32 protein-coding genes and 1 pseudogene are annotated in these 22,752 nt (G+C 46.9%); 2 read left to right on the forward strand and 31 right to left on the reverse strand.

Features of this window, described 5'->3' with window-relative positions:
• Positions 1–219, forward strand: a 219-nt coding sequence (locus ACTO17_RS15475; RefSeq protein WP_482558563.1) for a hypothetical protein, incomplete at its 5' end; no start/stop codon positions are given.
• A gap of 99 nt (positions 220–318) precedes the next feature.
• Here the strand turns inward: ACTO17_RS15475 and ACTO17_RS15480 are convergent.
• The 25 genes and pseudogenes from ACTO17_RS15480 to ACTO17_RS15600 all read right to left on the reverse strand — a co-directional run bounded on the left by ACTO17_RS15480 (position 319) and on the right by ACTO17_RS15600 (position 18,270).
• Positions 319–1,083 (reverse strand): MerR family transcriptional regulator, encoded by a 765-nt coding sequence (locus ACTO17_RS15480; RefSeq protein WP_213540053.1) that lies wholly within the window; start codon positions 1,081–1,083, stop codon positions 319–321.
• On the reverse strand, positions 1,073–1,996 hold the full coding sequence (locus ACTO17_RS15485) for a DUF2268 domain-containing putative Zn-dependent protease (protein WP_482558564.1): 924 nt from the start codon (positions 1,994–1,996) through the stop codon (positions 1,073–1,075). Before ACTO17_RS15485 ends, ACTO17_RS15480 begins: the two co-directional genes overlap by 11 nt.
• Positions 1,997–2,131: 135 nt before the next feature.
• Complete coding sequence (locus tag ACTO17_RS15490) at positions 2,132–3,532, reverse strand: relaxase/mobilization nuclease domain-containing protein (RefSeq protein ID WP_482558565.1); 1,401 nt, start codon at positions 3,530–3,532, stop codon at positions 2,132–2,134.
• A 32-nt stretch (positions 3,533–3,564) separates the two neighbouring features.
• A complete protein-coding gene (locus ACTO17_RS15495; RefSeq protein WP_482558566.1) occupies positions 3,565–4,074 on the reverse strand; it encodes a DUF3849 domain-containing protein in 510 nt (169 codons plus the stop codon).
• 90 nt (positions 4,075–4,164) lie between these two features.
• Positions 4,165–4,455: a CD1845 family protein gene (locus ACTO17_RS15500; RefSeq protein ID WP_482558567.1), complete on the reverse strand. Its 291-nt coding sequence runs from the start codon at positions 4,453–4,455 to the stop codon at positions 4,165–4,167.
• Positions 4,456–4,543: 88 nt separating this feature from the next.
• Positions 4,544–4,888 (reverse strand): plasmid mobilization protein, encoded by a 345-nt coding sequence (locus tag ACTO17_RS15505; RefSeq protein ID WP_482558568.1) that lies wholly within the window; start codon positions 4,886–4,888, stop codon positions 4,544–4,546.
• On the reverse strand, positions 4,885–5,592 hold the full coding sequence (locus ACTO17_RS15510) for a hypothetical protein (protein WP_213540059.1): 708 nt from the start codon (positions 5,590–5,592) through the stop codon (positions 4,885–4,887). Before ACTO17_RS15510 ends, ACTO17_RS15505 begins: the two co-directional genes overlap by 4 nt.
• The gene (locus ACTO17_RS15515; protein ID WP_482558569.1) at positions 5,592–6,530 is read right to left on the reverse strand and encodes a DUF4316 domain-containing protein; all 939 of its coding nucleotides are present in this window, start codon (positions 6,528–6,530) and stop codon (positions 5,592–5,594) included. Before ACTO17_RS15515 ends, ACTO17_RS15510 begins: the two co-directional genes overlap by 1 nt.
• A gap of 11 nt (positions 6,531–6,541) precedes the next feature.
• Positions 6,542–7,141 carry a hypothetical protein gene (locus ACTO17_RS15520; RefSeq protein WP_482558577.1) on the reverse strand — a complete coding sequence of 200 codons (600 nt, stop codon included), beginning with the start codon at positions 7,139–7,141 and terminating at the stop codon, positions 6,542–6,544.
• Between the two features lie 50 nt (positions 7,142–7,191).
• On the reverse strand, positions 7,192–7,833 hold the full coding sequence (locus ACTO17_RS15525; protein WP_482558570.1) for a hypothetical protein: 642 nt from the start codon (positions 7,831–7,833) through the stop codon (positions 7,192–7,194).
• A gap of 123 nt (positions 7,834–7,956) precedes the next feature.
• On the reverse strand, positions 7,957–8,334 hold the full coding sequence (locus ACTO17_RS15530; RefSeq protein WP_213540063.1) for a cysteine-rich VLP protein: 378 nt from the start codon (positions 8,332–8,334) through the stop codon (positions 7,957–7,959).
• Entirely contained in the window at positions 8,331–10,439 is a 2,109-nt protein-coding gene (locus tag ACTO17_RS15535; RefSeq protein ID WP_482558571.1) for a DNA topoisomerase 3, read from the reverse strand. The genes ACTO17_RS15530 and ACTO17_RS15535 overlap by 4 nt, the downstream gene beginning before the upstream one ends.
• 18 nt (positions 10,440–10,457) lie before the next feature.
• Positions 10,458–11,351 carry an LPD28 domain-containing protein gene (locus ACTO17_RS15540; protein ID WP_482558572.1) on the reverse strand — a complete coding sequence of 298 codons (894 nt, stop codon included), beginning with the start codon at positions 11,349–11,351 and terminating at the stop codon, positions 10,458–10,460.
• The gene (locus ACTO17_RS15545) at positions 11,320–11,484 is read right to left on the reverse strand and encodes a DUF3789 domain-containing protein (RefSeq protein WP_084414946.1); all 165 of its coding nucleotides are present in this window, start codon (positions 11,482–11,484) and stop codon (positions 11,320–11,322) included. The genes ACTO17_RS15540 and ACTO17_RS15545 overlap by 32 nt, the downstream gene beginning before the upstream one ends.
• A gap of 163 nt (positions 11,485–11,647) precedes the next feature.
• Positions 11,648–12,073, reverse strand: coding sequence for an RNHCP domain-containing protein (locus ACTO17_RS15550; RefSeq protein WP_065550915.1), 426 nt, complete (start codon positions 12,071–12,073; stop codon positions 11,648–11,650).
• A gap of 170 nt (positions 12,074–12,243) precedes the next feature.
• Positions 12,244–12,357: pseudogene (locus tag ACTO17_RS15555) on the reverse strand (cysteine-rich KTR domain-containing protein); the annotation flags it as partial.
• A gap of 110 nt (positions 12,358–12,467) precedes the next feature.
• Positions 12,468–13,112 carry a TetR/AcrR family transcriptional regulator gene (locus tag ACTO17_RS15560; protein WP_065550914.1) on the reverse strand — a complete coding sequence of 215 codons (645 nt, stop codon included), beginning with the start codon at positions 13,110–13,112 and terminating at the stop codon, positions 12,468–12,470.
• Between the two features lie 271 nt (positions 13,113–13,383).
• The gene (locus ACTO17_RS15565; protein ID WP_482558573.1) at positions 13,384–13,935 is read right to left on the reverse strand and encodes a DUF3795 domain-containing protein; all 552 of its coding nucleotides are present in this window, start codon (positions 13,933–13,935) and stop codon (positions 13,384–13,386) included.
• 84 nt (positions 13,936–14,019) lie between these two features.
• On the reverse strand, positions 14,020–14,436 hold the full coding sequence (locus ACTO17_RS15570; protein ID WP_257329189.1) for a pyridoxamine 5'-phosphate oxidase family protein: 417 nt from the start codon (positions 14,434–14,436) through the stop codon (positions 14,020–14,022).
• Between the two features lie 35 nt (positions 14,437–14,471).
• A complete protein-coding gene (locus ACTO17_RS15575; RefSeq protein WP_213540071.1) occupies positions 14,472–15,029 on the reverse strand; it encodes a CD3072 family TudS-related putative desulfidase in 558 nt (185 codons plus the stop codon).
• 250 nt (positions 15,030–15,279) lie between these two features.
• Positions 15,280–16,032 carry an inositol monophosphatase family protein gene (locus tag ACTO17_RS15580; RefSeq protein WP_257329190.1) on the reverse strand — a complete coding sequence of 251 codons (753 nt, stop codon included), beginning with the start codon at positions 16,030–16,032 and terminating at the stop codon, positions 15,280–15,282.
• 86 nt (positions 16,033–16,118) lie between these two features.
• On the reverse strand, positions 16,119–16,532 hold the full coding sequence (locus tag ACTO17_RS15585; protein ID WP_213540073.1) for a DUF3788 domain-containing protein: 414 nt from the start codon (positions 16,530–16,532) through the stop codon (positions 16,119–16,121).
• 84 nt (positions 16,533–16,616) lie between these two features.
• Positions 16,617–17,102, reverse strand: a complete 486-nt coding sequence (locus tag ACTO17_RS15590; RefSeq protein WP_257329205.1) for a hypothetical protein — start codon at positions 17,100–17,102, stop codon at positions 16,617–16,619.
• A gap of 49 nt (positions 17,103–17,151) precedes the next feature.
• Entirely contained in the window at positions 17,152–17,616 is a 465-nt protein-coding gene (locus tag ACTO17_RS15595) for a VOC family protein (RefSeq protein WP_173892412.1), read from the reverse strand.
• Between the two features lie 138 nt (positions 17,617–17,754).
• Positions 17,755–18,270, reverse strand: coding sequence for an SLOG family protein (locus ACTO17_RS15600; protein ID WP_213540076.1), 516 nt, complete (start codon positions 18,268–18,270; stop codon positions 17,755–17,757).
• Between the two features lie 148 nt (positions 18,271–18,418).
• On the opposite strand from ACTO17_RS15600, the gene ACTO17_RS15605 reads away from it, so the two are divergent.
• The gene (locus tag ACTO17_RS15605; RefSeq protein ID WP_257329206.1) at positions 18,419–18,733 is read left to right on the forward strand and encodes a helix-turn-helix domain-containing protein; all 315 of its coding nucleotides are present in this window, start codon (positions 18,419–18,421) and stop codon (positions 18,731–18,733) included.
• Positions 18,734–18,820: 87 nt separating this feature from the next.
• Here ACTO17_RS15605 and ACTO17_RS15610 read toward each other — a convergent pair whose 3' ends face one another.
• The 6 genes from ACTO17_RS15610 to ACTO17_RS15635 all read right to left on the reverse strand — a co-directional run bounded on the left by ACTO17_RS15610 (position 18,821) and on the right by ACTO17_RS15635 (position 22,691).
• Positions 18,821–19,234 carry a dUTP diphosphatase gene (locus tag ACTO17_RS15610; protein WP_257329207.1) on the reverse strand — a complete coding sequence of 138 codons (414 nt, stop codon included), beginning with the start codon at positions 19,232–19,234 and terminating at the stop codon, positions 18,821–18,823.
• On the reverse strand, positions 19,231–19,938 hold the full coding sequence (locus tag ACTO17_RS15615; protein ID WP_257329235.1) for an FAD-dependent thymidylate synthase: 708 nt from the start codon (positions 19,936–19,938) through the stop codon (positions 19,231–19,233). The genes ACTO17_RS15610 and ACTO17_RS15615 overlap by 4 nt, the downstream gene beginning before the upstream one ends.
• Positions 19,939–19,984: 46 nt before the next feature.
• A complete protein-coding gene (locus ACTO17_RS15620; RefSeq protein ID WP_482558578.1) occupies positions 19,985–20,311 on the reverse strand; it encodes a hypothetical protein in 327 nt (108 codons plus the stop codon).
• A gap of 84 nt (positions 20,312–20,395) precedes the next feature.
• Complete coding sequence (locus ACTO17_RS15625) at positions 20,396–21,394, reverse strand: nucleotidyl transferase AbiEii/AbiGii toxin family protein (RefSeq protein WP_257329209.1); 999 nt, start codon at positions 21,392–21,394, stop codon at positions 20,396–20,398.
• A 2-nt stretch (positions 21,395–21,396) separates the two neighbouring features.
• Positions 21,397–22,008, reverse strand: coding sequence for a DUF6088 family protein (locus tag ACTO17_RS15630; protein WP_257329210.1), 612 nt, complete (start codon positions 22,006–22,008; stop codon positions 21,397–21,399).
• 200 nt (positions 22,009–22,208) lie between these two features.
• Positions 22,209–22,691 (reverse strand): hypothetical protein, encoded by a 483-nt coding sequence (locus tag ACTO17_RS15635; protein ID WP_213540079.1) that lies wholly within the window; start codon positions 22,689–22,691, stop codon positions 22,209–22,211.
• Positions 22,692–22,752 lie beyond the last annotated feature (61 nt).

The raw sequence follows: 22,752 nt of genomic DNA on the forward strand, positions 1-22,752 counted from the left end.
GCAAGCAATGCAATCTTCCGTAAGATTGCGTATTTTGGCAGGAATCCGTTTCCGGTATTCCTGCCAAAATGCTTGTTGGTGACATATCCCCAAACCCCAGAGATCATCACCTGCGGTGATGGCTGCGCGTTCCGTTGTAACGCTGAAATCTTCATACATGAAGATAGAAAAAGGGAAAAACCTTATCATAGCAATAGAAAAACGGCATGGCGGCCTTGATTTTTCAAAGCCGCCGTCAGTAAAATGTAATATGAGCGGGGGAAAGGGGCTGCTCAGCAACGTTTTTCTTTTCCGCCGCCGGGCAGATACAATAGGTTATTAGCGATTACAGCAATAGACTTTAATTGCTTCAAAAAAAAACTCTGCAACATTCCATGTAGCAAATCTGTTGATGTACTCGGCAAACCGTTCGTCTGTTTGATAGAGTTCGCCTAGATACATCAGCATATCATCCGAACAGGGATAGAAGTTTTCAGAAATATACTCTTGCCACTCTGCAACAATAGATTGAACGGCGGGTAGAGTAGGTGTTTCTGCCTTATATTCCGCCAATCGTTCAAAGACATTTTGGGAATATATTAAAAAATCATTCCACTTCCGATTTCTCTCTTTTTCGGCTCTGGCTGAAAAAAAAGAAGAATACTCTTGATACTCATGGGTGCTGCCCCAACGTTCGATAACTTCATTCCTATATTTTTCTTGTAGAGCAGAAATTTCTGCATTTGAAAATGCTGTAAAAGAGTAATCACTCTTTCCGGCCAAAGTATCGTTGACTAAGCAAATAAGTCCCTCTATTTTCTTTTTTCTAAGATTTAGAAGATCTAAATGTCTTTCTAACGCTTCTCGTTTATTATATACGGGCGCTGATAATAATGCCTTGATCTCTTTTAGAGAAAACCCCACTTCACGGTAAAATAGAATTTGTTGTAACTTCTCTAAATCATTTTCAGAATATAAACGATATTTTGTCTTATCTGCTTTGGTAGGTTCCAACAGACCGATTTCATCATAGTAATGCAAAGCACGTATCGTAATGCCGGTCAGCTTTGCAACCTCGTGAATCATCATTTTTTTAGAATTCATTCCAAAATTCCTCCACTTCTTTTAGTATTTCATCAGCAGGTGTCATGGTAGCTTCAATTATAGATTTTCCTGTTTTTTTCAGATAGTATTTTATCATATGATAGCCACAAGCATATCCAGCACAATAGGGTAAACCAACAGGAAAATAATTTTGCATTTGAGCCATTTCATCACCATATAGATATGCTGTCAGGTTATCTAAGCCTTGTACATCCAGCCCTTCCCGGATGATGGGTTTGATATATCCGTTCAAAGTTCCCATATCTGTCTTGCTTACCCACGGCCCTACATTTTCCTCACCATATAGGTAAGTAGCAAAGTTTTCAGCAAGGCCCTCACTTATCATCATTTCAGCAAGAGTAATGTCATTGTGCCATTTTATAAACTGGAAACGGACATTATGATTTGTTTCATGTGCCAACGCTACGGGAAGTCTGCTCTTAGTGTGTTCAGATGGAACAAGCCATGTAAAAATGTAGCCGGGAATACCACCATCACCACAGTAATTGTCATTCATTATCGAATAAGGGTTTTGGGGGTCAGCCAGCAAAACAGTGTATAGATATTCTTTCACAGGAAATTCAATTCCAGCATCGGAAAAACACTTTAATGACCGCTCGATAGACTTTTGACAGTTATCCCAAAATTGGTTATCGTCTAACAGTGTAATACCTTGGGCCCATGTTTCATCAATTTTTTCTGGCAGAAGAAAACCTAACATACCACTTGCCATAATAACATCATAGCCATTCGGTTGTGCAGCCTTCATCGGCACATTGTAGCAGGCCCATTTCTTTTCAAAAGGCTTCATCATTTCATAGCGATAAATATCATTTTTTTTAGAAACTGGCGCTTCCATGATTTTTCTGTAGATACCGTCAGAACGAACGGCCTGTACTTTTAGGATGCTCATATTTTGTACTTCCTTTCAATATTTTGTAACCTCATTCTAAGGTATGACGGAACGTCAAAGTCAATAGTTTTTGAAAAATTTCTTTCCAGAACATTGAATTATAATTTAAGCAATCTGATTAAAAACACAAAACTATCACTGGCGTGCATTATCCCGCTCCCGTTCCATCACAGACTCGCCCAACAGATAGTCCACATTGGCTTTAACATTATAAAGCTCTTTCATATCAGCCCTGGCCTGCTTGTAAGCAGAGTAGGCTTTCCGTTTCTGCTCCAGAAGTCCGGTATATTCCTCACGCAGAGACTTGACGGATGGTAGCTTTGTGATCCCCAATTCGTCAAAGTGTTTCTTCGCCGCCTGGTGCAGAAGAATTTCCGTCTCATGTGCCGCACGGAATTTTTTGCTGTACCCGGCTTTCCGGTACTCCACATAGATTGCCCGCGTCTTGGCATAATTTACAATCTGTTTCTGCAGCTCTCCGTTGGCGGTCATCTGTGATTCCAGCTCCTTGATCTGTACCGACAGCGCATTGAAGCTGGCGGTAGCGGCGTCTGATTTTTTCTGCAAATCCTCATAGCTCATATCGCCATGCTCTTTGAGCCAGATCACCGCCTGGGAGAGCTGCTTTAAGTTGAATACCTTCGCCCAGCGTTCATACCCCGGCCCCTTGCCGGAACGGATCGCCGCCTCAATATCCACCAGCAGCCCGACTTTGGAAACCGGCTTTTGGGGAGAGGTACGGCGAGGATTCACCGTCTGGGTGCCGGCAATCCGTTCTTTGATGGCCTGCTCGGTATAGTCGCCCTTTAGCGTGTCACATCGGGTATATCTATGCTCCGGTGACAGGCGAAAACGGAGGTACTTTCGTTCCTGATTGACTTCCATCCCAGCCGCCTCCAGCTTCTTCAAAAGTTCTTCAAAGTCTTTCGGCTTTTCTTCCAGGGCAGCATCGATAGCCCATCGTAGCTGTTCCTGATGGGAAGGCTGTTTCTGACTTCCCATCCATGTGCCGTAATGATCCCGGCTGGGTTTCGGATTCTCTACAATGGAAAGCCCATGCTCCAGGCACAGTTTGTCATTCATGCGCCGGATCGCCCAGGTAGAGCCCCAGAAGTTGCGGAATTTTTTCTGGCAGTCCAGCGTGGTAGAATTTATGATAATGTGATTATGGACATGGTGTTTATCCACATGGGTGCAGACAACAAAAGCATGGTTTCCCTTCGTTAGTTTCAATGCCAGCTCCCGCCCAATCTGGTTCGCTTCTTCCGGCGTGACCTCGCCGGGCCTGAACGCCTGCCGGAGATGGTAGGCAATCACATCATCCGCGCCCCGGTTACGTCCGGTCAGGTTCGCATACTGGCGCTTGGATAAAAGAAACTCCGCATCAGCGGTCCGAGTGTCGCACTCATACCCGTAAATGAATTTTCCAAAATCGGTTTTCTGCGGATTCTCCACATAATCAATGATGTCCGCAATCGCCGTGGAAACATCCCGGCCTTTCCCAACGTGCAGCGGCATGAGCCGTGTAGTCGCCATCCCATCACCCCCTTACTGTAAAACCGGCTCTGTTATCGTGCCTGTTCTTTTTTGATTTTCGGTTTATCACTGTGAGCCGCCTGCTGCCCGGCGCTTTTATTCAGACTGTCACGGACAGAAGGCTTCTCCTGTGCCAGCGCATACTCCCGTCTTGCCTGCGTGAGAAATAAATCCATCAGCCCTGTATGGCTGCGGTCTACAACAAAGGAAACATTCCGGTCATATCCGAAACCGTCTTTATCCTCACAGACCGGGATTGTCTGCGCCCAGGCTTTATTATCATGGGAAATTCGCCCGTCATGCTCTTTCTGCCGGACCGTGTTGGCAAGGACATAGAAAATCCGGCCAGAATCAAATTGCTGTAAGACCTGCTGCACACATGCGGGGCCTAAACGGTTATCCCGGTAGTTGTCCGCAATGGCCTGTTCGATTGCCTCCTTACACGCAATGTTTGCTTTGTGGGAAGTGCGGTACTGATCCAGTTCCCCATGCTCATGCGCATAGGCTGCCGAGTGAAAATAAATTGGTGTTGTATCTTTCAATCAAATTCCTCCAATCAAAAAAGCTGCCATGACAGACAGCCATAATTATAGAAAAAGGGCGGGGCTGCCAATGAGCCCCGCCGAAACTGCTTAACCAAATACAAAATCCTTTAACGCGCTGTTTGCTCCGCCGATAATCCCCACCAGCCAGGCCGCCGCCATTGGCAGACCGTAGGGGCTGATCAGGAACGCAATCACCAGCCATGAAAGCCCCGGCCAGAACCCGGCAATGAAGAATAGCACCAGCGCCGCCAGAAAAACAATTCCTGATAGAATTCCCAGCACAGCGCCGGAAATTGCGACAAGAAATTTACACATCAAATAGAGAATCCCCGTTACTAACACAAGGGGAAGTGCCAGCAATTTACCAATCAGGCGCATACGCTCCGCCTCCTTTCAATAGGGCAGTTTTGCCCTTATAGAAATTCTATCGTGCCAGCCTGAGAAAAGCAACCGCTTTCGTGCCTGTTTATGAAATGTTCGCAAATCCCCGCAGCAGCTTATCCATGCCATCCCACAAACTGTCCAGGCGGGTGCGCAGATCGTCCACGTCGGCGGCGTAAATACTCCCTGTCTCATTGGCACGTCTGGCGTACTGGTTTAAGTTATTGGAGCAGATGCGAAGAAGCCGTATCATTTCCTGGATGTCGCTCATATCCAGATGGATGATATAACCGTCTACTGCCATCTTGCGCAGATACGCGGAGAGGTTGGTAATGCCGAGTTCCGCCATGTGCCCTTTTACCAGCTCCGCCTCCTGTTTAGACATAACGAATTCCACCCGGACGGATTTTTTGTTATGCCCGGCTTTCATCGTTCCGGCTCCTTTTTGGGGGAAGGGAAAGGCGGTTTATGAGCGGAAATGGCGGCTGCCCGGGACTCTTTGAGCTTTCCACGCAGAGTACCTTTTTTCAGGCCGTCAATATACTCGTTTATATCGCCGTTTGTGGCATGGTAAGAGCGTTTGAGCCGTTCCCGTTTCAGGATTATGGCAAGCTCCCGCTCATTCTCCGGCAGCTCGGTCATTGACTTTGGGCTCCCATGCAGCGGCATAAGCTCGTTCATAAGCCGCCTCCGGTCCTGGTAGGGAATTATGATATTGGTTCCATCCTCGAAAGCAACAGCTACATTTCCAATAGGGCAGGTCAGCAGCTTTACCCGCTCCACATGCGACCCATAATCCAGCGGATAGATATTCCCGATCACTTTTCCGTCCAGCACATCTTTGATAGAGAGGGCATAAGCAAGGACCGGGTCTTTCGTCTGTTCATGGTAGAACTTCCACACTTTATTTGCATGGCTGCCCTCCAGATAGACCTCCCATTCCCGCAGGGTATAGGTGCCGCAGGGCCGCGATAGCCAGAGAAGGTGCCGGTCCTCTGGTTCCCCTGATACGGCCAGCTTTGGAATCAGCTCTTTATCCAGGTCAAAATCATCCTTATAATGCTGCGTGTGCAGCTCCATGATCTGCTCCAGGCTGTCCAGTATATCCACGCCCTCGAACCTTACCGCACCCATCAGCGTTCCCTCTCTGCCATAAGCGGCGCTGCCTGCCTTGCTTCATGCTCCGGGCGGTCTGCCTTCAGCCGTTCCATCAGGGAAGGCTTTTCCTCCGGCAATGTTTCCGGCGCCAGTTCCCGGATTTCCTCATAAGTCTGACCGTCCGTCAAATCAGGGCGTTCCGGAGGTTCATTATTCAGTCTGCCATCCAGCATATTGTAATTTCCGGTCTGGCCTTCCTCGTAAAGCTCCGCATTGCGCAGATAGCTTTCGGGCGCCTGGAAAGGCTGCCCGGCAAACAGGATTTCTCTATGGGGCGTAAACTGTGAAAGCACGCCGTCCCGAAGCCTTGCAAATTCCTCATACTGGCGCAGGGTAAGGCCGCGCTCCAGCATTTCCGCCTGGGTATGCGCCCAGCCCTCCCTATAAAGAAAATAGTACATATCCGGCTGGTCGCAGACAAAGCACAGGGAGCCGTCCTGATTATCATAATAGGACGCCTGCATATCCTGATAGTGGCAGCGTTCCTCACGGCCCAGGTACACCCGGTTATCTGCGCCCAGCATGGCGACCATGCCCGCATAATTGCTGTGGACCGCAGAGCGGATTTGCACCAGCGGGTCCGCCTCCGGCATGATCTGTCTGCCGGGAATCTCGTTCCGTTTCTCCGCTGCGTCATTTCTCGGCGTCACTTCCTCATGGGCACGGGCATCCAAATCCGGCTGCGCCTGTGCGGAAGTCTTTCTGACGGCGCCCGGTTCTGGTTCTTTCTCCTGTGCATAATAATGAACATTGGCGTTGGTTTTGCTGTTCATTTCTCTGGCGTAAGCCTCCGCAGCCTCGTGGGCGTCAAATTCCAAAGGCTTTCCATCCTCCTTGCACCACGCCTCGGCATGGCCGAAGATAGAAGCGCCGCTGCGCACCGCCCATACGCCGTAGGTTGTTTCTTTTCCCATTCTGATCCTCCTTATCGTTCCTGCTGTTTTGATGGTTTCTGTTTTTGGGGTGTCTCCGTCTGCTTTGCGTCTTTTATCTGCTGCCGGAGGGAAGGTCTGTGCTCCGGCGCCGCTTCGGAATCCGTGATATTGACATACTCACCAATGATACAAAGCGCCTCCCCGTAACTGCCGGAAGCAAACACCCGCTCCTTCATTTCCTTTGCCTGGTCCTTCAGGTCATGCTCCCGCAGGGTACGGGCCGCAATGCCTACCAGGTTGAAGATATTACCGTCCTGGCCGATCAGCGCACAATCCGGCTTTTCCGGCTCCGGCGAAGGTTCCCCGATAAAACCGCCCAAACGGTTTGGTACAAAATCGGACAGCCAGGTACCCCCGAAATTCTCATGGGTCTGTAAACGCCACATGGCAAGTTTCCCAATGTCCAGCTTTACATCCTCGAAAGGGTAGAGCAGACAGGTCAGCTCCCCATACTGGAAAGTGGAAACATCCTCAAATTTACTGCCGTCCTTCAAAATGCCAGCCTCGGTGAACATCTCGTTGATCCCGTTCACCCATTCCCTCAAATCCCCGCCGCAGCCCTGCAAGATCAGGCCGTCTCTGCCCTCCATGCGCCGCAGGTCATCGGTTGTGATCGTGTTGATATTCAAAAAATCGCCTCCTATCGTTCCTGTTGATGATTGGTTTTCTGCCGGGTGGCTTTTGCCTCCGGCTGTTTCTTTAGCTGCTTGCGGACAGAGGGTTTCTGCTCCAGTTCCCTCATGTCCGTAAAAATATCGGATAACGGCTGCTCCCAGCGTTCTCCGAAGCCACGGACCACCGTGCCCGCCAGCGCGCCATTTTCCTGAAACATTTTCAGTGTGTCAAAAGCCCGGTCAAACAGCTTGATATTTCTCTCGTCCACACAAGGCGCGAAGTGGATCACCCCTTTGGGATAGTCCCCGCCGGTGCCGATCCAGCCCCGGACAAAATCATCAAAATCTTTTGTGATCCCGGTGCCGGCAAGTTCCTCGGCATGGCTGGCCGGTAAACCTTTGGCTTTTCCATACTGCCGTCCCAGCACAAGAACGGCGGTTATGGGATTATACAGAAAGCGCCGGTTATTGATCTGTTGCATGTCAATGGCCTGCGTCTTTGTATCGATCCGCATAATATCCGCCGTGATCGGTATTTTTTCTATAAGCATCCCTCCTGACTGTTTTCTGATAGCGGCAACGCCGCGCAGCCGTTCCCGAAGGGAACGATCTGCCAGATCGTTAGGTTTGGCGTCATCCCTGAGAAAGCAAAAAATAAGCGCCCTCAAAGCGCCTTTGTCCGCAACTTAACTTCATTTTGGAGGCTGGGAGTATTCTAATATAGATCCCCCTCAAACCGGAGCCTGAAAGCCTTAATAATCAAGCCTCTTTTTGGTTAAGTTGCGGACACATCACCTCTTATTCAGCCGTTCCCTGCGTTTGCGCTCCCGCTCGGATTTCCGTCTTGCGAAAGCACGGCAGGAATCAGAACAATACGCCTGGCTGGTGGTGGGAAGATATGCCCTGCCGCAGACCGGGCAAGTTTTCTGTTTCAGGGAAGTGTCCTCACCTGTAATGGCAGATTCCAGTGCCGGGTCCACCGGCAGCACCGCCTCTTGAAAGTACCGGCAGAAAGAGCCGGTCCACCATTTATGCAGCATGTAACAGGGGCAGTCTAAGGGGAGGCAGAGCTTTTCCTGATTGTCAAAGTTGGCGCAAAGGTCTGTCACCAGCCTTCGGATTGCCGCCCGTTCCTGCCTGGTTAATTCCCGTAAGGGAGGCCCGTTCATTTCCTCCTGCCTTTCTTAGCCGGAAATTCCAGCTTGAAATTTACATATTTGCCGCCTGTATCATCCAGCAGCACCACCGCGTCATAGTTTTTTCCCGTCTTTTCGCTGTAAAGCCCGGACATAGAAACGCGGCCCTCTTTCAGAAGGGCCGCCGCAACAGACTTTGTTATGGATTTTTTCTTTCCGGAAAAGAACTTATTATCTTTCCAGAGGGCAAAGGAACAGCTTTGGTTGTCGCAGAAAAACCCTTTTTTGCCCTCATATACGGTTTCGCCGCAGCGGGGGCAGGTGCCGACAGCCTCACGCCCATTTTTCTTTGCATCTGGGAACAGACCGGCAAAACGTTTCTCCGGAGCGGTATGGGCTTTGACAAGCGCCCGGCTCATATCTGCGATCCCATCCATGAAATCTTTTGCCGGAACTTCGCCGCGCTCCACCTGCTTTAACATGGATTCCCATTCCGCGGTGAGCATGGGCGATTTGATGTTATCCGGCAGGACCAGAATCAGGTTCGTACCTTTTTCCGTGGGGATAAGCTGCTTTTTCTTCCGCTGCACAAAACCGGCAGATACCAGCTTTTCCAGAGTAGCAGCGCGGGTGGCCGGGGTGCCTAATCCCTTGCGCTCGGCATCCTCCGGCATATCCTCGGCGCCAGCGGTTTCCATAGCCGCCAGAAGGGAATCCTCCGTATAGTGCTTCGGCGGGGAAGTTTTGCCCTCCCGGACGCTGGCAGAGACCGTTTCAAATAACTGTCCTTCCTGCAGCATAGGAAGGGAGACATCCGTATTCTCGTTATCCTCCGGCTTGGATTCTTTTAATCCCATTCGGTAGAGACGTTCCACTTCCTTCCATCCGGCCTGTAATACGGTTTTTCCCTTTGCTGTGAAGAAATTGCCCTGGCAGTCCAAAACCGCCGTTACCGCTTCGAACCGGTGGGCCTGGGCCGTGGCAGAAAGCAGCCTTGCAGCGATCAGTGTCAGTACATCCCGCTCCCCGGAAGGAAGCTCCGATAAATCCGTCCGGGCAATCTCCACCGTAGGAATAATAGCGTGATGGTCGGTGACTTTGCTGCCGTCCGTTATGCGGTCAATATCCGGTTCCCCGGCGCAGCCCTTTCCAAAAAGCATATTGTCCCGCAACCAGAGAATCAGGGAGGTAGCGGTTGCCTGCATATCCTCGGTTAAATATTGGCTGTCCGTCCGGGGATAGGTCGCCAGCTTTTTCTCATAGAGGGATTGTACATAGTCAAGGGTCTGTTGAGCTGTATACCCATAGATACGGTTGCATTCCCGCTGTAAGGTTGTCAGATCGTATAGGCGGGGCGGCTGTACTGTCTTGACCTGTTTCTCCACGGACAGCACCGAAGCAGCCTGCCCGTCACAATCCATAAAGATTTTTTCAGCTCCGGCCTTATCCGGCAGCTTTTCGCCGGAGGAAACAAAGCCGCCGCAGGTGATCTCCGGTACATAAAAGGGCTTGCTCGTAAATGCTTGAATATCCGCCTCCCGCTGTACCAGAAGGGCCAGCGTGGGTGACATGACGCGCCCCACATTGAGCGTGACGCCATACAAGACAGAAAAAAGCCGGGTGGCGTTAATGCCGATCAGCCAGTCAGCACCGGCTCGGCAGACCGCCGCGTCATAGAGTTTATCGTAATCGCTGCCAGGACGCAGGTGTTCAAACCCATCACGGATCGCTGCGTCCTCCATACTGGAAATCCAGAGGCGTTCCATCGGCTTGCTGCATCCGGCATACTCATAGACCAGACGGAAGATCAGCTCGCCCTCACGCCCGGCATCAGTAGCGCATACAACCGATTCCACCCGTTTGTCTTTCATCAGCCGGCATAAGAGGTCAAGCTGCTTTTTCTTATCCTTCGGTACTTCGTATTTCCATTCTTCCGGCAGGATCGGCAGATCGCCATAACGCCATCTGGCGTACTGTTCCCCGTAGGCCTCTGGCTGTGCCAGCTCCAGAAGGTGCCCCACGCACCAGCTTACCAGATAACCGCCGCCCTCCATGTAGCCGTCTTTTTTCTCATTCGCACCCAGAACCGCCGCCAGCGACATGGCGACAGAGGGCTTTTCCGCAATTACTAATTTCATTCCTGTAACCTCCATTTCTTATAGCTCCGGTTTATTTCGGCCTATTTGCTTTGTTTTGGGTTTCATCGTGTCTTTTTCCTGTATCTGCTGTCGGTGGCTGGAAAGCTGCTCCGCCACGCCTTTTTTCTGGCTGTCAGCACACCCGCCAAGGGCTGCGGTGGTTTCCTTTACCAGATTTTCCCGCTGGATGTTTCGGTCAAAGCAGGTAAGATAGGCATGGTAATCCCCTTGTCCGGGGGAGCAGCGCAGACAGTAGCGGTAATTCTCTGTCTCCACTACATATCCATAATTCTGCCGCCAGCCGCCTTCGATTGCCCCGCCGTGGCTGTAGCAGAAGCGGCTCATGGAATTTAAGTCCTTCAAAACACTGTCTCTAAGCTGATCGACCACTTGGCCTAATTCTTTTTTAAAAGCGGCGCTGTTCAGACTTTCTTCCCCGCGCGGGTGCCAGGTATGCCAAAATTCCTTACCGCCTGCTCCAAAGTCAATGCGGACATGACCGATGGCGCCCATCTGTTTATCTTGATCTGGCGTCTGTGCATAAAAAATGCCTGCCTCATCATTGGAAGCAGGACATATCTCAAAGCGGGGGCAGTATTGAAGTTTGTATTCCGCACAGAATTCTTTCAAGCTGATTTCGTCGCCCAGGAAATTCAATCCATCCCGCAGACGCTTATAACCGCTCTTTGGAATCTTGACCGGTTCAGGAGTCAGGACAGTACCCGCATGGTTGACACCTACATACAACTCCAATGTTACCGGCCTGCCAGGATCATTGTCCGAACCCCGCAGGTTATAGCAGTAAAAGCCCAGCGGCACTGTACTCACATCCATCCGCGAATTTGTAAACAGAGCCGGTTTTCCAAACAGCTCCACATGTTCAAATTGTTCCTTCGTTGCATCCATGCTCATTTACACGATTCCTCCTTTGCATTTGTTCAAATTCTTCGTCCGCTCGCTTTCCAGCCTGCAAAATACACATCAGTACAACGCCGGCAGACATACCGCAAGTAAAGGTCAGAAAGTGTGCTATAAGATTCCACATAAAAATCGCCTCCTTTTTGAATTTAGCTTATATAGCAAAGATAAAATCTGACACGGCAATACCGCCCTAGCGGTTGCCATTTCTTTCCCAAGAAAAAGAGCCGATAACCGCATTTTAATTTGCGTGTTATTGGCTCTGCGTCTTGCTCTGTATAGTTTTATATTTACTTTAACTTTCCATCTCCAGCCATTAAATCTGTCATTTCTTCAATTTTTTCAAGCGGGAATGGTGGAAGTGCTACGGGTTTCATGGCGATTGACATTAGTTTCATGGGATTGTCATCGGCTGCTATTCGGTTAGATGAAAGTTGTCCACATCTACGGCAACGGTGGATAATTGCCCATTCACCATTTTTACGTACCCATACCGCTATCGGCTCCATAATACCACCGCAATCAGACTCACGGTCGCCAGGTTCTATATCTACATGGAGACTGTGCAAACAGTTTGGACAATGATTGCGGTGATCACTTCCGGCACCTGCTGGCACAACAAGCCTGCCACAAACTTTGCAGGTAAAACTGTCATTACAAGCATGAGTACGATAGTACCCTTTTTCATATTGTTTCCGTTTGTTTTCTCTATTCATGAAAATTGATCCTCCTAAAAGTTTTGGTAATTGCCCTTTTGGGAGGTTTGGTAGAGATTGATTTTACGCAAACCTCCCGGTTAGCAAACAATCTCCGATAATAAATATTTCTTATACATAAAAATCCTCCTGTTTTTATAAGCACAACTTTCGTTGGACTTTGTAAATTATTATATTTTCGGAAAACCAGATGTTTCCTCAATAACGACTATCTTTAAGTTTTCCGCTGAAATAATTCGTTCTTGTTTACACTTTGGACAGAACAAAGGGTAGTTTCTTAAAAATGTATCTTCTCTCTATTTCAAGAGTGTCTTGTTTTTGCAAACAGGGCACAAAGCCCATTCAAATTCCATATGCTCACATTCCTATTTTACGTTATCTGTTAATTCAACAATTAGCCTTTTTCAGCATAGCCGTCCGTTATTGCATATTTTTCTATGAAACGATCCATATGCGCTGTAAAGAGATTTTCAATTTCTTCTCTTTCTTCCTTATCATGTGCCGCATCTGAAATAGTTAATAACAGATAAAAGGGAGCATAAAATTCAACCGCCATTTGCTTTGGCTCACCTTTACACCAAACTCCTTGTTCCATCATTTCACGAAATAAATCCTCGATAAAACTGACAGGGCCATTTCCCAAAACTTTTTGATAAAGGCTTGTCATTTCGGAATTTCTGTACTGTTCCAATGTCAACATTTTGCGAAAATTGCAAGCAATTTCATCCTCTGTCCAATAATGAAATTGAGACTCCATATATGCCTTAACGCTTTGTATTGAAGTATTCCTAAAAAGTTCTGTGGTTCCATCAAATTCTTTTTCTGGAATGCCTGCTTTTTTAGATCGTTCAATGTCTAATTGGCATATATGTTCAAAAATCTTATCGAAAATATCGCGCTTATTTTTATAGTGTCTATATAGTGCGCCTTTTGTCATGCCCAATTCTCCCGCAATCTTACTCACAGAAACTGCTTCATAGCCATCTTGGGCGAACAGTCTAAGAGCGGTTACTAAAATATTTTCTTTTGTATTAGCCATTTTCACACCTCCTGCAAGTAAACGCTCGTTTACATGTCTGCATTATAGTAAACGAGCGTTTATTTGTCAAGTGTGTTTGAACGATTTATTTGTAAAATAACTTTTATTGGATTAAAAAAAGCAAAGGCTTCCAATACCTTTGCGTTTTATTACAGAGAAAAAGCACCACTGAAAATATGTGGCGTAGTTTCAAAAATATTTAATTGAGAGAAGGGAAGATTAGATGATCTATAAGCAATGATTCATGTGTAAAAATCATAGTATATTCAAATTATCCCTTTTTCTTATGAAGTTTTAAATCGATATTTTTCGCTGCCGCTGCATCCTGCAGTAATCCAGCAACAAATGCGCTTTTTTCTTTGAGCGTCAGTGTTTCCATATCAGGTTTACGTTCAATTTCCCTGAGTACCGTTTGTAGGTCTTGCAGTTCTAAAAGGTTGACGGCTACACAAAAGAGTGTCTTTTTGCGGCCATCATTATAGCCCAACAAGAAAATCTCCAGGATTTTTGCTTTTTCCGCCTGCTCTGCATTATAAGCATCTATCCCGAATCGTTTGGCCTTTTCCATATCAGATTTTCGGTTTCGATGTGTTATAAAGGAATCAAAGTCGTCAATATGATCGTATTTTTCGCAAGGGTATTCACTGCATTGGAAACAATATTCAACACCGCCATGTTCCATGCTGCACCTTGCGATTTTGCAGGATTGGTTCCCCTCACCGCCGCCGCAGCCGGGGCAGTTCTTATTCAAGAACATGGGGCAAAGCCCGCAATTCAAACCGCAGAGGGAAAATAATTGATTTGGTCGGTTAAATCCTTTCATGGAACCTCCTTAAACAGCCTGCCTGCAAATATTCAAGACAAGCTCTGATAATACTTGACATAGAAAAGTAGAAAATTTGAAATCTTAAAACTCATATCTTGTACCATGAGAGAGCAACAGGCCATCTGTTAATTCCACACGCAGAATGATAGTGTTTTCATCGTCAAAATCAGTATGGCCGTTATCGATCCATTCTGCAAAGACCTTTTTCAGCTTTTCAGCAATCACACAATTCTCTTTTTTTCTGAAATAACCCAGGCTAACACCTTTCCCGTGCGCTGTAAACCATTCGCCGGCGATTGCAACAACAGAGTTATCTTTTATATGTTTCATTTTATTTGAGAGGGCATGGGTAATGATATAAAATGCACCATCTTCGTAATAGGCATTTACATATCGCACATAAGGCGTTCCATTTTCTGTTGTTGCCATTGCTATAATTGCGTCTTTTCCAAAGCGTTCAATCATTATCTGTTCGGCTTCTCGACTAAATTCTTTCATTGAATTATTCTCCCTTCAAATTACATTTTCCAGATCTATTCAAAGTTCTGACAGACTGGAATGATAGACTTTACTTGCTCAAGAACATTATCAGTGCCTTTGATACCCAGCATAGGAATATTCAAGTTTTCCGCATTTATTCTATTGCTAAGTTCGCTCATAAAAATACCTTTACCGTTTATCTCTTTGTTAAAATCTGATGTGGTTTCCACACCGCAGTTTGGCGAACGATTTGCACCAATAATCCCGATTATCTCGAAGCCGTAGGCATTGTATTCTGTTATCTGTTTCATCACATATTCAACCTGAACCATTAGCATTTTGTATGATTCCGCTTTTTGCATTTCCTTACGAATACGGGTATTTTCAATAACGACAGGAACATCTGCCCCATCGTTATTTCCTCTATTAAGCCCTAAACAGCAAAGTTCAGGACATGGCATTTGGACAATACCAATATCAGCATCAAGAAGAATTTTTATTACATCCTTAAAAGTTGCTGGAAAAACGGCTGTTCCATCAGATATTGAATTTTGATTTAATATACAATGCGCTATAAAAATAACTTTTTTGCTTCGACCGTCCTCAAACATAAATTTTCCTCTTTTTAAGCTCGAATTTGTTTTTTGTTGTGTTACTCTCTGATAAACTGTAAGTTGTCTTTATAATTTCAGAATTGCAATCAGCTCTTCTTCGTACATTTCTCCGGTTTCAACAAATCCAAACGAACGGTATAATTGACTGGCAATTTCGTTCTTAGGTTCATATGACAACCAGCAGTATTCCGCTTTACCCTATAAATATTTTCATATACTTTTCCTCCGAGTACTGATTTGTTACCCTTTATATCAACTTTAGCAGTTCTGTATGTATATATCCGTTTGTTCCTGCTACGCTGCTGCCTTTCCTCGGATCAAGCAGATTCCCCGTAAAATCAGTTATTTTACCTCCTGCCTCCTGAATCAACAGCATACCGGCAGCATAGTCCCAGGGATTCAGGTAAATCTCGAAATAGCCTCCCTGTCTGCCACAGGCGGTATATGCCAGTTCCAGAGCGGCAGACCCAATCCTGCGGACATCCTGGCATTGGCCGAACACTCTACGGAACCGGGCAAAGTTTTCATCCGCCAGCTCTCTTTTTGCTGTTCCCAGCCCAATTATCGTGTCGGATAGTTTTTCTGCGTTTGATACATGTATGGGCTGTCCATTTAGGAAGCTCCCCTTGCCTTTAATCGCTGAAAACACTTCTTCACGGAAGGGATCATACACGATCCCGATTACAATTTCCCCTTGGCGGCAAAGGGCTAAAGATACAACACTGTGCTGATAATCGTGCATAAGGTTTGTAGTCCCGTCAACCGGGTCTAAAATCCAAAAGCTCTCCGCTTTCATTTCCTGCAAACCGGTTTCTTCTCCAAGAAGCTGAATATCCGGTGCAAGGGCAAACAGCTCCTTTTTTAAGAAATTTTGCACAGCAATATCTACCTGCGTTACATAGTCCGCAAGACCTTTCTCTTTCACATGAGAAGCCATTTCACGGTTTTTTATTAGCCCCTGCGTTTTTGTTACTAAACTGATAATTTCCTGAATATCCATATACATTTCCTCCATTGGCGCAGTCATCTGACTACAAAACACTGCTACGAAAATGAGGTTTGAAGGAACTCGGCAAATGGGAATTGTTATTTCCGATTCGGTTTTCTTTTGATAGTCAGCAATTTCATGTAATCATCAAAATCAGCCGTATTGGTCGGTTCAAACATGACCCATTTTCCGTCACGATAGGTTTTTGCCTCATCATATTGCCTGCAAACGGCGTCAGAAAGAGTACCCCTTATATCTTCAAATTTTATTCTTTCATCTTTTCCAAAGATAATCATGAATCCAATGCAATTACTTTTAGCGTATAGGCAGCAAAGTGTTTTACCGCCTCTGCGATATTTATACTCGTAATCCCATTGCTTACCACCAGTATTCCATACTCGATCCATATCGTATTTTTTATCAATAGCCAAACATAATGCTTGCCAAACTTCAAGCAAGGATTGTCCAAGCAATTCCGTCATAGTTGAATGAGATGGTATATTTTCAAGCATCGTATCCTCCATAAATTTCCATTTATTTTTCTGTTGCGTTACTCTCTGATAAACAGGAATTTATCGAACTTAACTATTCTGTCGCTATGAAGCCGACTTACGCACAGTAACCTCTGCACAGACCAACCTAGCTATATGCTCCGCTGTTTCGTTTGTCAGTAGGAAGAACATTCCGTCATTACGGCATTTTTTATGTGTATCGCCATTTAATGTATAAACAAAACCTTTAACACAGGTATCGCTACAAGCAGTAGGGTCAATAAGTCTCTTACAGTCACGAGAAGTAGTCATTTTCTTTTGCATTTCAGCAGGCAGAGAAGCGATTATATCCTCATACTTGCCAGCATTGTCTCCGTAAATACGTGCAAAAACCCCCGACTTCCGAAACACCCAATTCATTACAGTTTTCTTCTCTAGTTGGTATGAAGCAGCATAACCGCTCTTTGCTTCCTTGATTACAAGGTCACAGCCTTGTTCAATAAGTTTGTTATTAAGTTTCTCGACAAATGATTGATATTCTGGTGCAACTGCCGATAGAAACTCTTTGAACGAACCCTTTTCTTTTGCCATTACCTTTTCCCTCCATAAAATTCTAATTTGCTTATTCGTCCATCATGTATTAGCTGTTTAGAAGTTTTGTCAAATCCTCAATAGAAGCGTCCATTTTCACAGAGACTTCTTCCATTGTCATGCCGGAAGCAAGAAAACGCTTTATCACCATTTTCATATCCTCGCCAACCTCTATGATATGCCCGTCCAAATCGTAAAACCGAATCACCCGCTGACCCCAGCTATGCTCGATCACTTCTCCCAGATATTCAATATCCGGGTATTCTTTCAACTTGTTCAGAAAACCGTCAAAGTCCTGTTCCTCAAAAACGATTTCCGCATTATTGGATTTTTTTAATACCTTTTCTTTTGGCAGATCTACAAGCCAGTCAAAATCCTGCTGCAATGCCAGGCCGCAGGTAAAAGCAATGTTTCTGCCATAATCCTGGAACACCTCTAATCCAAACAAATCCTCATAAAATTTTCTCGCGGCGTTAATGTCGGCCACCGCTATAAGCATACATACGTGTTTCATGCAAATACTCCTTTCAAACTGTGGTTTCCCATTTTCGCAAAAGGTGATTTATTATTCTCTGTAAGTCCAACCGGATTGTCACTGGCCTTCACGGTTGAACATTTATTATACCATAGAGCAGCCTGTACCTCCACTTTTTCATGTCCGGTTTTGTCCACGATTTGTCCTGTTTTTGTCCAAGATTAACCCTACGGGTATTTCCCGCAGTTCCTTCCGAAATTGGTGCGCATAACGGATGGTCTTAACTGTACCGCCTTTTTCCCGTCCGTCATATACCGCAATTACACGGTCTGCATGTTCCACCATGTAGCGGTTGCGTTTGGAATAGACGTTGGGCCTGTATTCTTCCTGAATTATGATAACCTCTGCACAGGCGTCCAACAGGGTGTTTGTGTGTTCCTTCTGGCACAGGCTGTCCTTCCGTTTTCGGTATGGAAGCACCGCGATCAGCTTCAAATTTGGATTTTTATTCTGCAGCTCCAGAATAATCTCCGCAAAGTATTGATCCACGCCATCCGCAAAGCCGGAGAGAAAGATAGTGAAACCATCGTTTACTGCTTTTCCAATTTCCCGGCGCAGAGCCACCTTTACATGGGCTGTTTCATCAGCAGGTATATCTCTGTGTCCTGTGACACAGCAAGTCTTTCCTTCCATCAAGTTCCTCCGATTGATAGATTTAATTTTGTATCTCTCATTATTATAATAGGTTTGTTTTTGCAAGTCAACGCAAACACCCTTTTTTAATTTGTGAATAATGCGTCTGCGTGAGGTACAATCTATTATAGAATGGGAGGTGAGGGTGATGTATGAAGAATTCGTCCCGGAACGGCTGGCAAAGCTGAGATTACAAAAGGGTGTATCTGCACGCGACATGTCATTGTCGTTGGGGCAAGCGAACAACTACATCAATAACATCGAAAACAAAAAATCACTTCCTGCCATGCAGTCCTTCTTTTATATCTGCGAATATCTCGGCGTAACGCCGCAGGAATTCTTTGACGAAGAAAACCTTTATCCAGAGACCTTGCAGGAATTTATTGCAGAGGCAAAGAAACTGGATTCCAGATCAATGACATATATCCTCGGCATTATGAAAGAATTGAACAGCAAGAAGTAAAGCGGTCACGGAAAATGACCGCTTTCTTCTTATTATTTCCCATACTGTCCTAAATTAAGTCTGGAAACACTCTATATTTATCCTGATTTATACCCCGGTACTTCCAAACCCTCCGGTTCCGCGCTCTACTCCCAAATCCGAAACAAAATCCGCAATTACAACCGGAGTAATCACAAGCTGTCCTACCCGCGCTCCTTTGGAGAGTTCCTGCGGTTTGTTGCTTACATTACTGATAATGGCATGGATTTCCCCGCGGTAGCCGGAATCTACCGGGGGCAGCTCACAGACCAGACCCTTTGCCGCCATGCTGGTGCGGGGGAATACATAGCCAGCGTACCCGTCCGGTACTTCGATCCCGAACCCAAGCGGAACCTTTGCGATTTCTCCCGGCTGCAAAATGCAGTCATAGGGCATATAAACATCCGCGCCGGCATCGTTCCCATGCGGACGGAATGGGCGGCGGCTCTCCGGCACGCCAAAGTCAATCAATTTGATTTTCATGCGCCGCCTCCTTCCAGGAGCAGTGGGTAATCCGCTTTCAGGATGTCCCCCGGCATCATATGCGGTGCCAGTTTTCTTCTGCAGGTCATTTTCCCCTCTAGGCATTTGTCCTGCTGGCAGAACGGTCCTGTAAGATCAGGGGCAAACAGCGCCGGGCTTAACGAATAAAGCTCCTGCCAGATTTTCAGGAGCACGATCCGGGTTTCGTCTGTATTGCGCCGGCATACCCGCTGGCCGATGATGTGTTTCCACTGATAGGGTGCAGCGCTGATAATCAGCACATTCCGAAGGCCCTGGGGTGTGGCATAGCCCGCCGCGTCATGGCCGATTCCTGCGCTGCACAGCTTTTCGTAACAGTCCATGCCCTCGTGACAGTTTTTTAAGTATAGTTCCCGGACCGCGGCCGGGGCGGTTAAAATCTCATAGGGTACCGCAAAATCCGCCTGTCCAGTATAATTGCTGTATTGCAAAGACGCACTCATAAACTTTACTTCATTCTGGTGCCTGGTGATCTGTGCCAGAAAACGCCTGCTTGCCCCCACAACGGCCACAGTGATTACCGCAAATTTTTGGACCGTGGGGTGAGGGAGGCTGCTGATGACCGCCACGGTATTCTCGCTGAATGACTTCTCATAGAGTGCCAGCAGATCATCCATCGTGGCGATCTTATGCCCCCGCTGGGTCAAACGCGCTGCAAAGACCATGTTTTTCTCGGCTTCGGCAACCGCCTGGCAGTTCAATATTTTTACTTCAATTCGGTTGATTGGTATGTCCCTCCTTTACAATGGCTTTCAGTAAGAACAGATAGTTGAGACTGTCTGTGATCTTTTCATTCCATGTACTTATATCATAATCCGTATCATCGTCAAAGCACATGTCATACAAGGAAACAATATGCTTCGCCAGCATCCCGGCAAGGGCGCGTTCCGGTGTGGTGTGCTGCAAAGCTGCTGCCGCCTTAAAAGCTCCCAGCCGGTCCGTATCGTCTCCGGTGTATTCTTTGGTTTTCCGTTGCAGCGTGTCGGCGCAAAACCGCACCTGCTCGTCAAAAACAGCATTGACTTCATTTTGCGTAATGTGACATTCCTCCTTTTTGAAAACAGAAAGCCGGCTACCCTAAAGCATCTTAGAATAGCCGGCAAATAAATGGTTATGTAGTTGTTACAGGGTATTGATCTCTTTTTCCAGTTCCCGGACCGCCGCTATGACAGTATCGAATGTAGGCACATCACCATACAGCATATCCTTCATGGAATCATAATCCGCCTCTAACGCTGCGAACCGGTATTCTGGCGGGATCAGCTTTAAGGTGCCTGACACAGCCTCCGGGTACTTCGCCCATGCCCTGGGATAGAATTTCATTTTGAAATCCACAACCTTTTTAAGCAGGTCGAGCCGGGAGAAAGCGGCTTCTTTTACCGGGGTCAGAGCCATGCGGTACAAATCGTAATAATGCCTGGAATACCGCTGCGGCATTTCCAGATGTTCCGGCCTGTTGGCCTCATGGTGCAGGATCGTAGCTTTTTCCCAGAAAGTCCGCTCTGGGGCAACCGTCAGAATATTCGTTCCTTTCTGCTCGAACACATCAGGGTAATACTCTGCAGCATACGGCGTAATCTCCGCAGACTTTGCCGGCGTCCATGCGGCCAGCGCGCCGATTTCCAGCCGGATCACCTGCAAGGTTCCCGCATTGGTAAACAGTTTTGGGTAGGCAAAAATAACTGTCTGCTTTTCTTCCTCGTCCATGTGAATGTCAGCTTCACGGCCAAGCTCCTGAGATAATCCTTCTTTGATTGCGGGGCAGAAGGTTTCTGCCAGAAAGACCTCCGCCCGTGCATTTGCCTCTTTGTTGAAAGCATCCTGCTTCGTGTTGGAACGTTTCTCCCAGGGCTCGTCTCTGCCATATCCTAAAACCCGCCAGTCCAGAATCAGGTCAATATCTTCGGAAAACCGGCTGATCAGGCGAAAGGCTTTCGACAAGCTGGTACCGCCCTTAAAGGTAATCGAATCTTTCCAGGGGGAACGTTGAAACAGATAATCCAGCGTAAAGCATACCCAAAAATCTTTTTCCACAATGGCATCGTTGAGCCCCATCTTATCTGCTGTGTTACGGAACAACCTCCGCTTATCATTGTCTGAAAATTTTGCAACATGTTTCATCTCTATTGTACCTCCCCGGCAATCTGCCGTATCGCATTGTAAACCCAATCCGTAGATTCTGCCGCCTCTCTTAGCATAGCGGCTTTATCGTCCTCATTCAACCGGGAGCTAAGCGTCTGGATCGTTTTGGAAGTGACATTTGTTTTCCCCAAAGTTTTCAATGCCTGAATCACCAGAACCGTCATATAAGAAAGACCCGTGATCTCCTTATTGGTCCTGTGCTTAAATTCCAGTTTTGTAGAATTCCACTCATAGGTCTTATATGGACCGTCACTGATATAGGACCATACCGCTGTTACCTGCGTGGAAAGCCCTAACAGGTTCAGCGCCGTATTCCCACAGGGAGCAATCGTCCAGTGATAGTTCCGGGCCAGCGCTTTTGCTACTGCCTCCGGGTCCGCCGCTACATATTCTTTCAGCATTTCGCTGTATTCCGGCTTCTCATAAACACCTTTCAAAATCCGCCGGAGCATACCTGCCTGTGTAAGCCGGTTCAGGTTCCGTCTTATGGTTTCCGTATCAGCAATATCAGCAAAATCAGAATTGACAAAAACGGTTCCTTCTGCCGCTGCGCCAATCCGCTCCTGAATCTGCTTGGAATATCCATTTGCCACTTTGCTCACCTCCTTTTGTCCCGAATATTATATATTATTCGGGACAAATTTTCAATAGGCTCCGAGAGTTTTGTTTATAGTATTCCCACGCAGATCAGGATTTATACAGCAATCTCAAAAAAGGAAAGAACCGCTGCCGGCAAGGGGCAGAGCATATACTACTTTTTTGTCCCGTATTTTATATATTATTCGGGACATTTTTAAGCAGAGGGCAGATAAATCCAGTCGTGCATCAGGCACACGCTGGGTTCGTCCTCCCTGGGAACCAGGCGATAGGTACATTCCCCGTACACGGTCCGTTTATCCTCGATCTCCATTTCATAAGCCTTGTAGAAGCGGTATTCGATATTGGAGATAATACATCTAAGCGTCTGCAATGCCTCCCGCTGGGAGGTCACGATCAGATCCCGGTCCACGCTGCGCTGTAGGAACAGCAGCGACTTATAAAGCTGTACCTCTGTGCGGTAGGGCCGGCAGTCCATCGTCTCCAGCCAGTGGCAGAAGGCTACCGGGCCGCTCTCAACCAGTTCCCGCTCCGGGTGGTAATACTCGTAGCAGTCCAGGTTGGCCGTGTTAAGCAAATACAGCATTTCCCTGATCTCATTTTCCGGCATGTCATAGAACCGGAGAAGGGAACGGTACAGGTGTACATAGCCGGGTATTGAAACAATGGTATTCACCATAGAAAAAATCCTCCTTGTAAATGACTGGTGCGGGAGCACATGCCCCCGCACCGGTTTTCAC

Source organism: Petralouisia sp., assembly GCF_056822245.1.

Bases quoted from the DNA above. Each gene is read 5' to 3' on its own strand.
- ACTO17_RS15480 (WP_213540053.1), bottom strand. From the start codon at position 1,083: ATGAATTCTAAAAAAATGATGATTCACGAGGTTGCAAAGCTGACCGGC.
- ACTO17_RS15485 (WP_482558564.1), bottom strand. From the start codon at position 1,996: ATGAGCATCCTAAAAGTACAGGCCGTTCGTTCTGACGGTATCTACAGA.
- ACTO17_RS15490 (WP_482558565.1), bottom strand. From the start codon at position 3,532: ATGGCGACTACACGGCTCATGCCGCTGCACGTTGGGAAAGGCCGGGAT.
- ACTO17_RS15500 (WP_482558567.1), bottom strand. From the start codon at position 4,455: ATGCGCCTGATTGGTAAATTGCTGGCACTTCCCCTTGTGTTAGTAACG.
- ACTO17_RS15505 (WP_482558568.1), bottom strand. From the start codon at position 4,888: ATGAAAGCCGGGCATAACAAAAAATCCGTCCGGGTGGAATTCGTTATG.
- ACTO17_RS15510 (WP_213540059.1), bottom strand. From the start codon at position 5,592: ATGGGTGCGGTAAGGTTCGAGGGCGTGGATATACTGGACAGCCTGGAG.
- ACTO17_RS15515 (WP_482558569.1), bottom strand. From the start codon at position 6,530: ATGGGAAAAGAAACAACCTACGGCGTATGGGCGGTGCGCAGCGGCGCT.
- ACTO17_RS15520 (WP_482558577.1), bottom strand. From the start codon at position 7,141: ATGGAGGGCAGAGACGGCCTGATCTTGCAGGGCTGCGGCGGGGATTTG.
- ACTO17_RS15530 (WP_213540063.1), bottom strand. From the start codon at position 8,334: ATGAACGGGCCTCCCTTACGGGAATTAACCAGGCAGGAACGGGCGGCA.
- ACTO17_RS15535 (WP_482558571.1), bottom strand. From the start codon at position 10,439: ATGAAATTAGTAATTGCGGAAAAGCCCTCTGTCGCCATGTCGCTGGCG.
- ACTO17_RS15540 (WP_482558572.1), bottom strand. From the start codon at position 11,351: ATGAGCATGGATGCAACGAAGGAACAATTTGAACATGTGGAGCTGTTT.
- ACTO17_RS15545 (WP_084414946.1), bottom strand. From the start codon at position 11,484: ATGTGGAATCTTATAGCACACTTTCTGACCTTTACTTGCGGTATGTCT.
- ACTO17_RS15550 (WP_065550915.1), bottom strand. From the start codon at position 12,073: ATGAATAGAGAAAACAAACGGAAACAATATGAAAAAGGGTACTATCGT.
- ACTO17_RS15560 (WP_065550914.1), bottom strand. From the start codon at position 13,112: ATGGCTAATACAAAAGAAAATATTTTAGTAACCGCTCTTAGACTGTTC.
- ACTO17_RS15565 (WP_482558573.1), bottom strand. From the start codon at position 13,935: ATGAAAGGATTTAACCGACCAAATCAATTATTTTCCCTCTGCGGTTTG.
- ACTO17_RS15570 (WP_257329189.1), bottom strand. From the start codon at position 14,436: ATGAAAGAATTTAGTCGAGAAGCCGAACAGATAATGATTGAACGCTTT.
- ACTO17_RS15575 (WP_213540071.1), bottom strand. From the start codon at position 15,029: ATGTTTGAGGACGGTCGAAGCAAAAAAGTTATTTTTATAGCGCATTGT.
- ACTO17_RS15580 (WP_257329190.1), bottom strand. From the start codon at position 16,032: ATGGATATTCAGGAAATTATCAGTTTAGTAACAAAAACGCAGGGGCTA.
- ACTO17_RS15585 (WP_213540073.1), bottom strand. From the start codon at position 16,532: ATGCTTGAAAATATACCATCTCATTCAACTATGACGGAATTGCTTGGA.
- ACTO17_RS15590 (WP_257329205.1), bottom strand. From the start codon at position 17,102: ATGGCAAAAGAAAAGGGTTCGTTCAAAGAGTTTCTATCGGCAGTTGCA.
- ACTO17_RS15595 (WP_173892412.1), bottom strand. From the start codon at position 17,616: ATGAAACACGTATGTATGCTTATAGCGGTGGCCGACATTAACGCCGCG.
- ACTO17_RS15600 (WP_213540076.1), bottom strand. From the start codon at position 18,270: ATGGAAGGAAAGACTTGCTGTGTCACAGGACACAGAGATATACCTGCT.
- ACTO17_RS15605 (WP_257329206.1), top strand. From the start codon at position 18,419: ATGTATGAAGAATTCGTCCCGGAACGGCTGGCAAAGCTGAGATTACAA.
- ACTO17_RS15610 (WP_257329207.1), bottom strand. From the start codon at position 19,234: ATGAAAATCAAATTGATTGACTTTGGCGTGCCGGAGAGCCGCCGCCCA.
- ACTO17_RS15615 (WP_257329235.1), bottom strand. From the start codon at position 19,938: ATGGTCTTTGCAGCGCGTTTGACCCAGCGGGGGCATAAGATCGCCACG.
- ACTO17_RS15625 (WP_257329209.1), bottom strand. From the start codon at position 21,394: ATGAAACATGTTGCAAAATTTTCAGACAATGATAAGCGGAGGTTGTTC.
- ACTO17_RS15635 (WP_213540079.1), bottom strand. From the start codon at position 22,691: ATGGTGAATACCATTGTTTCAATACCCGGCTATGTACACCTGTACCGT.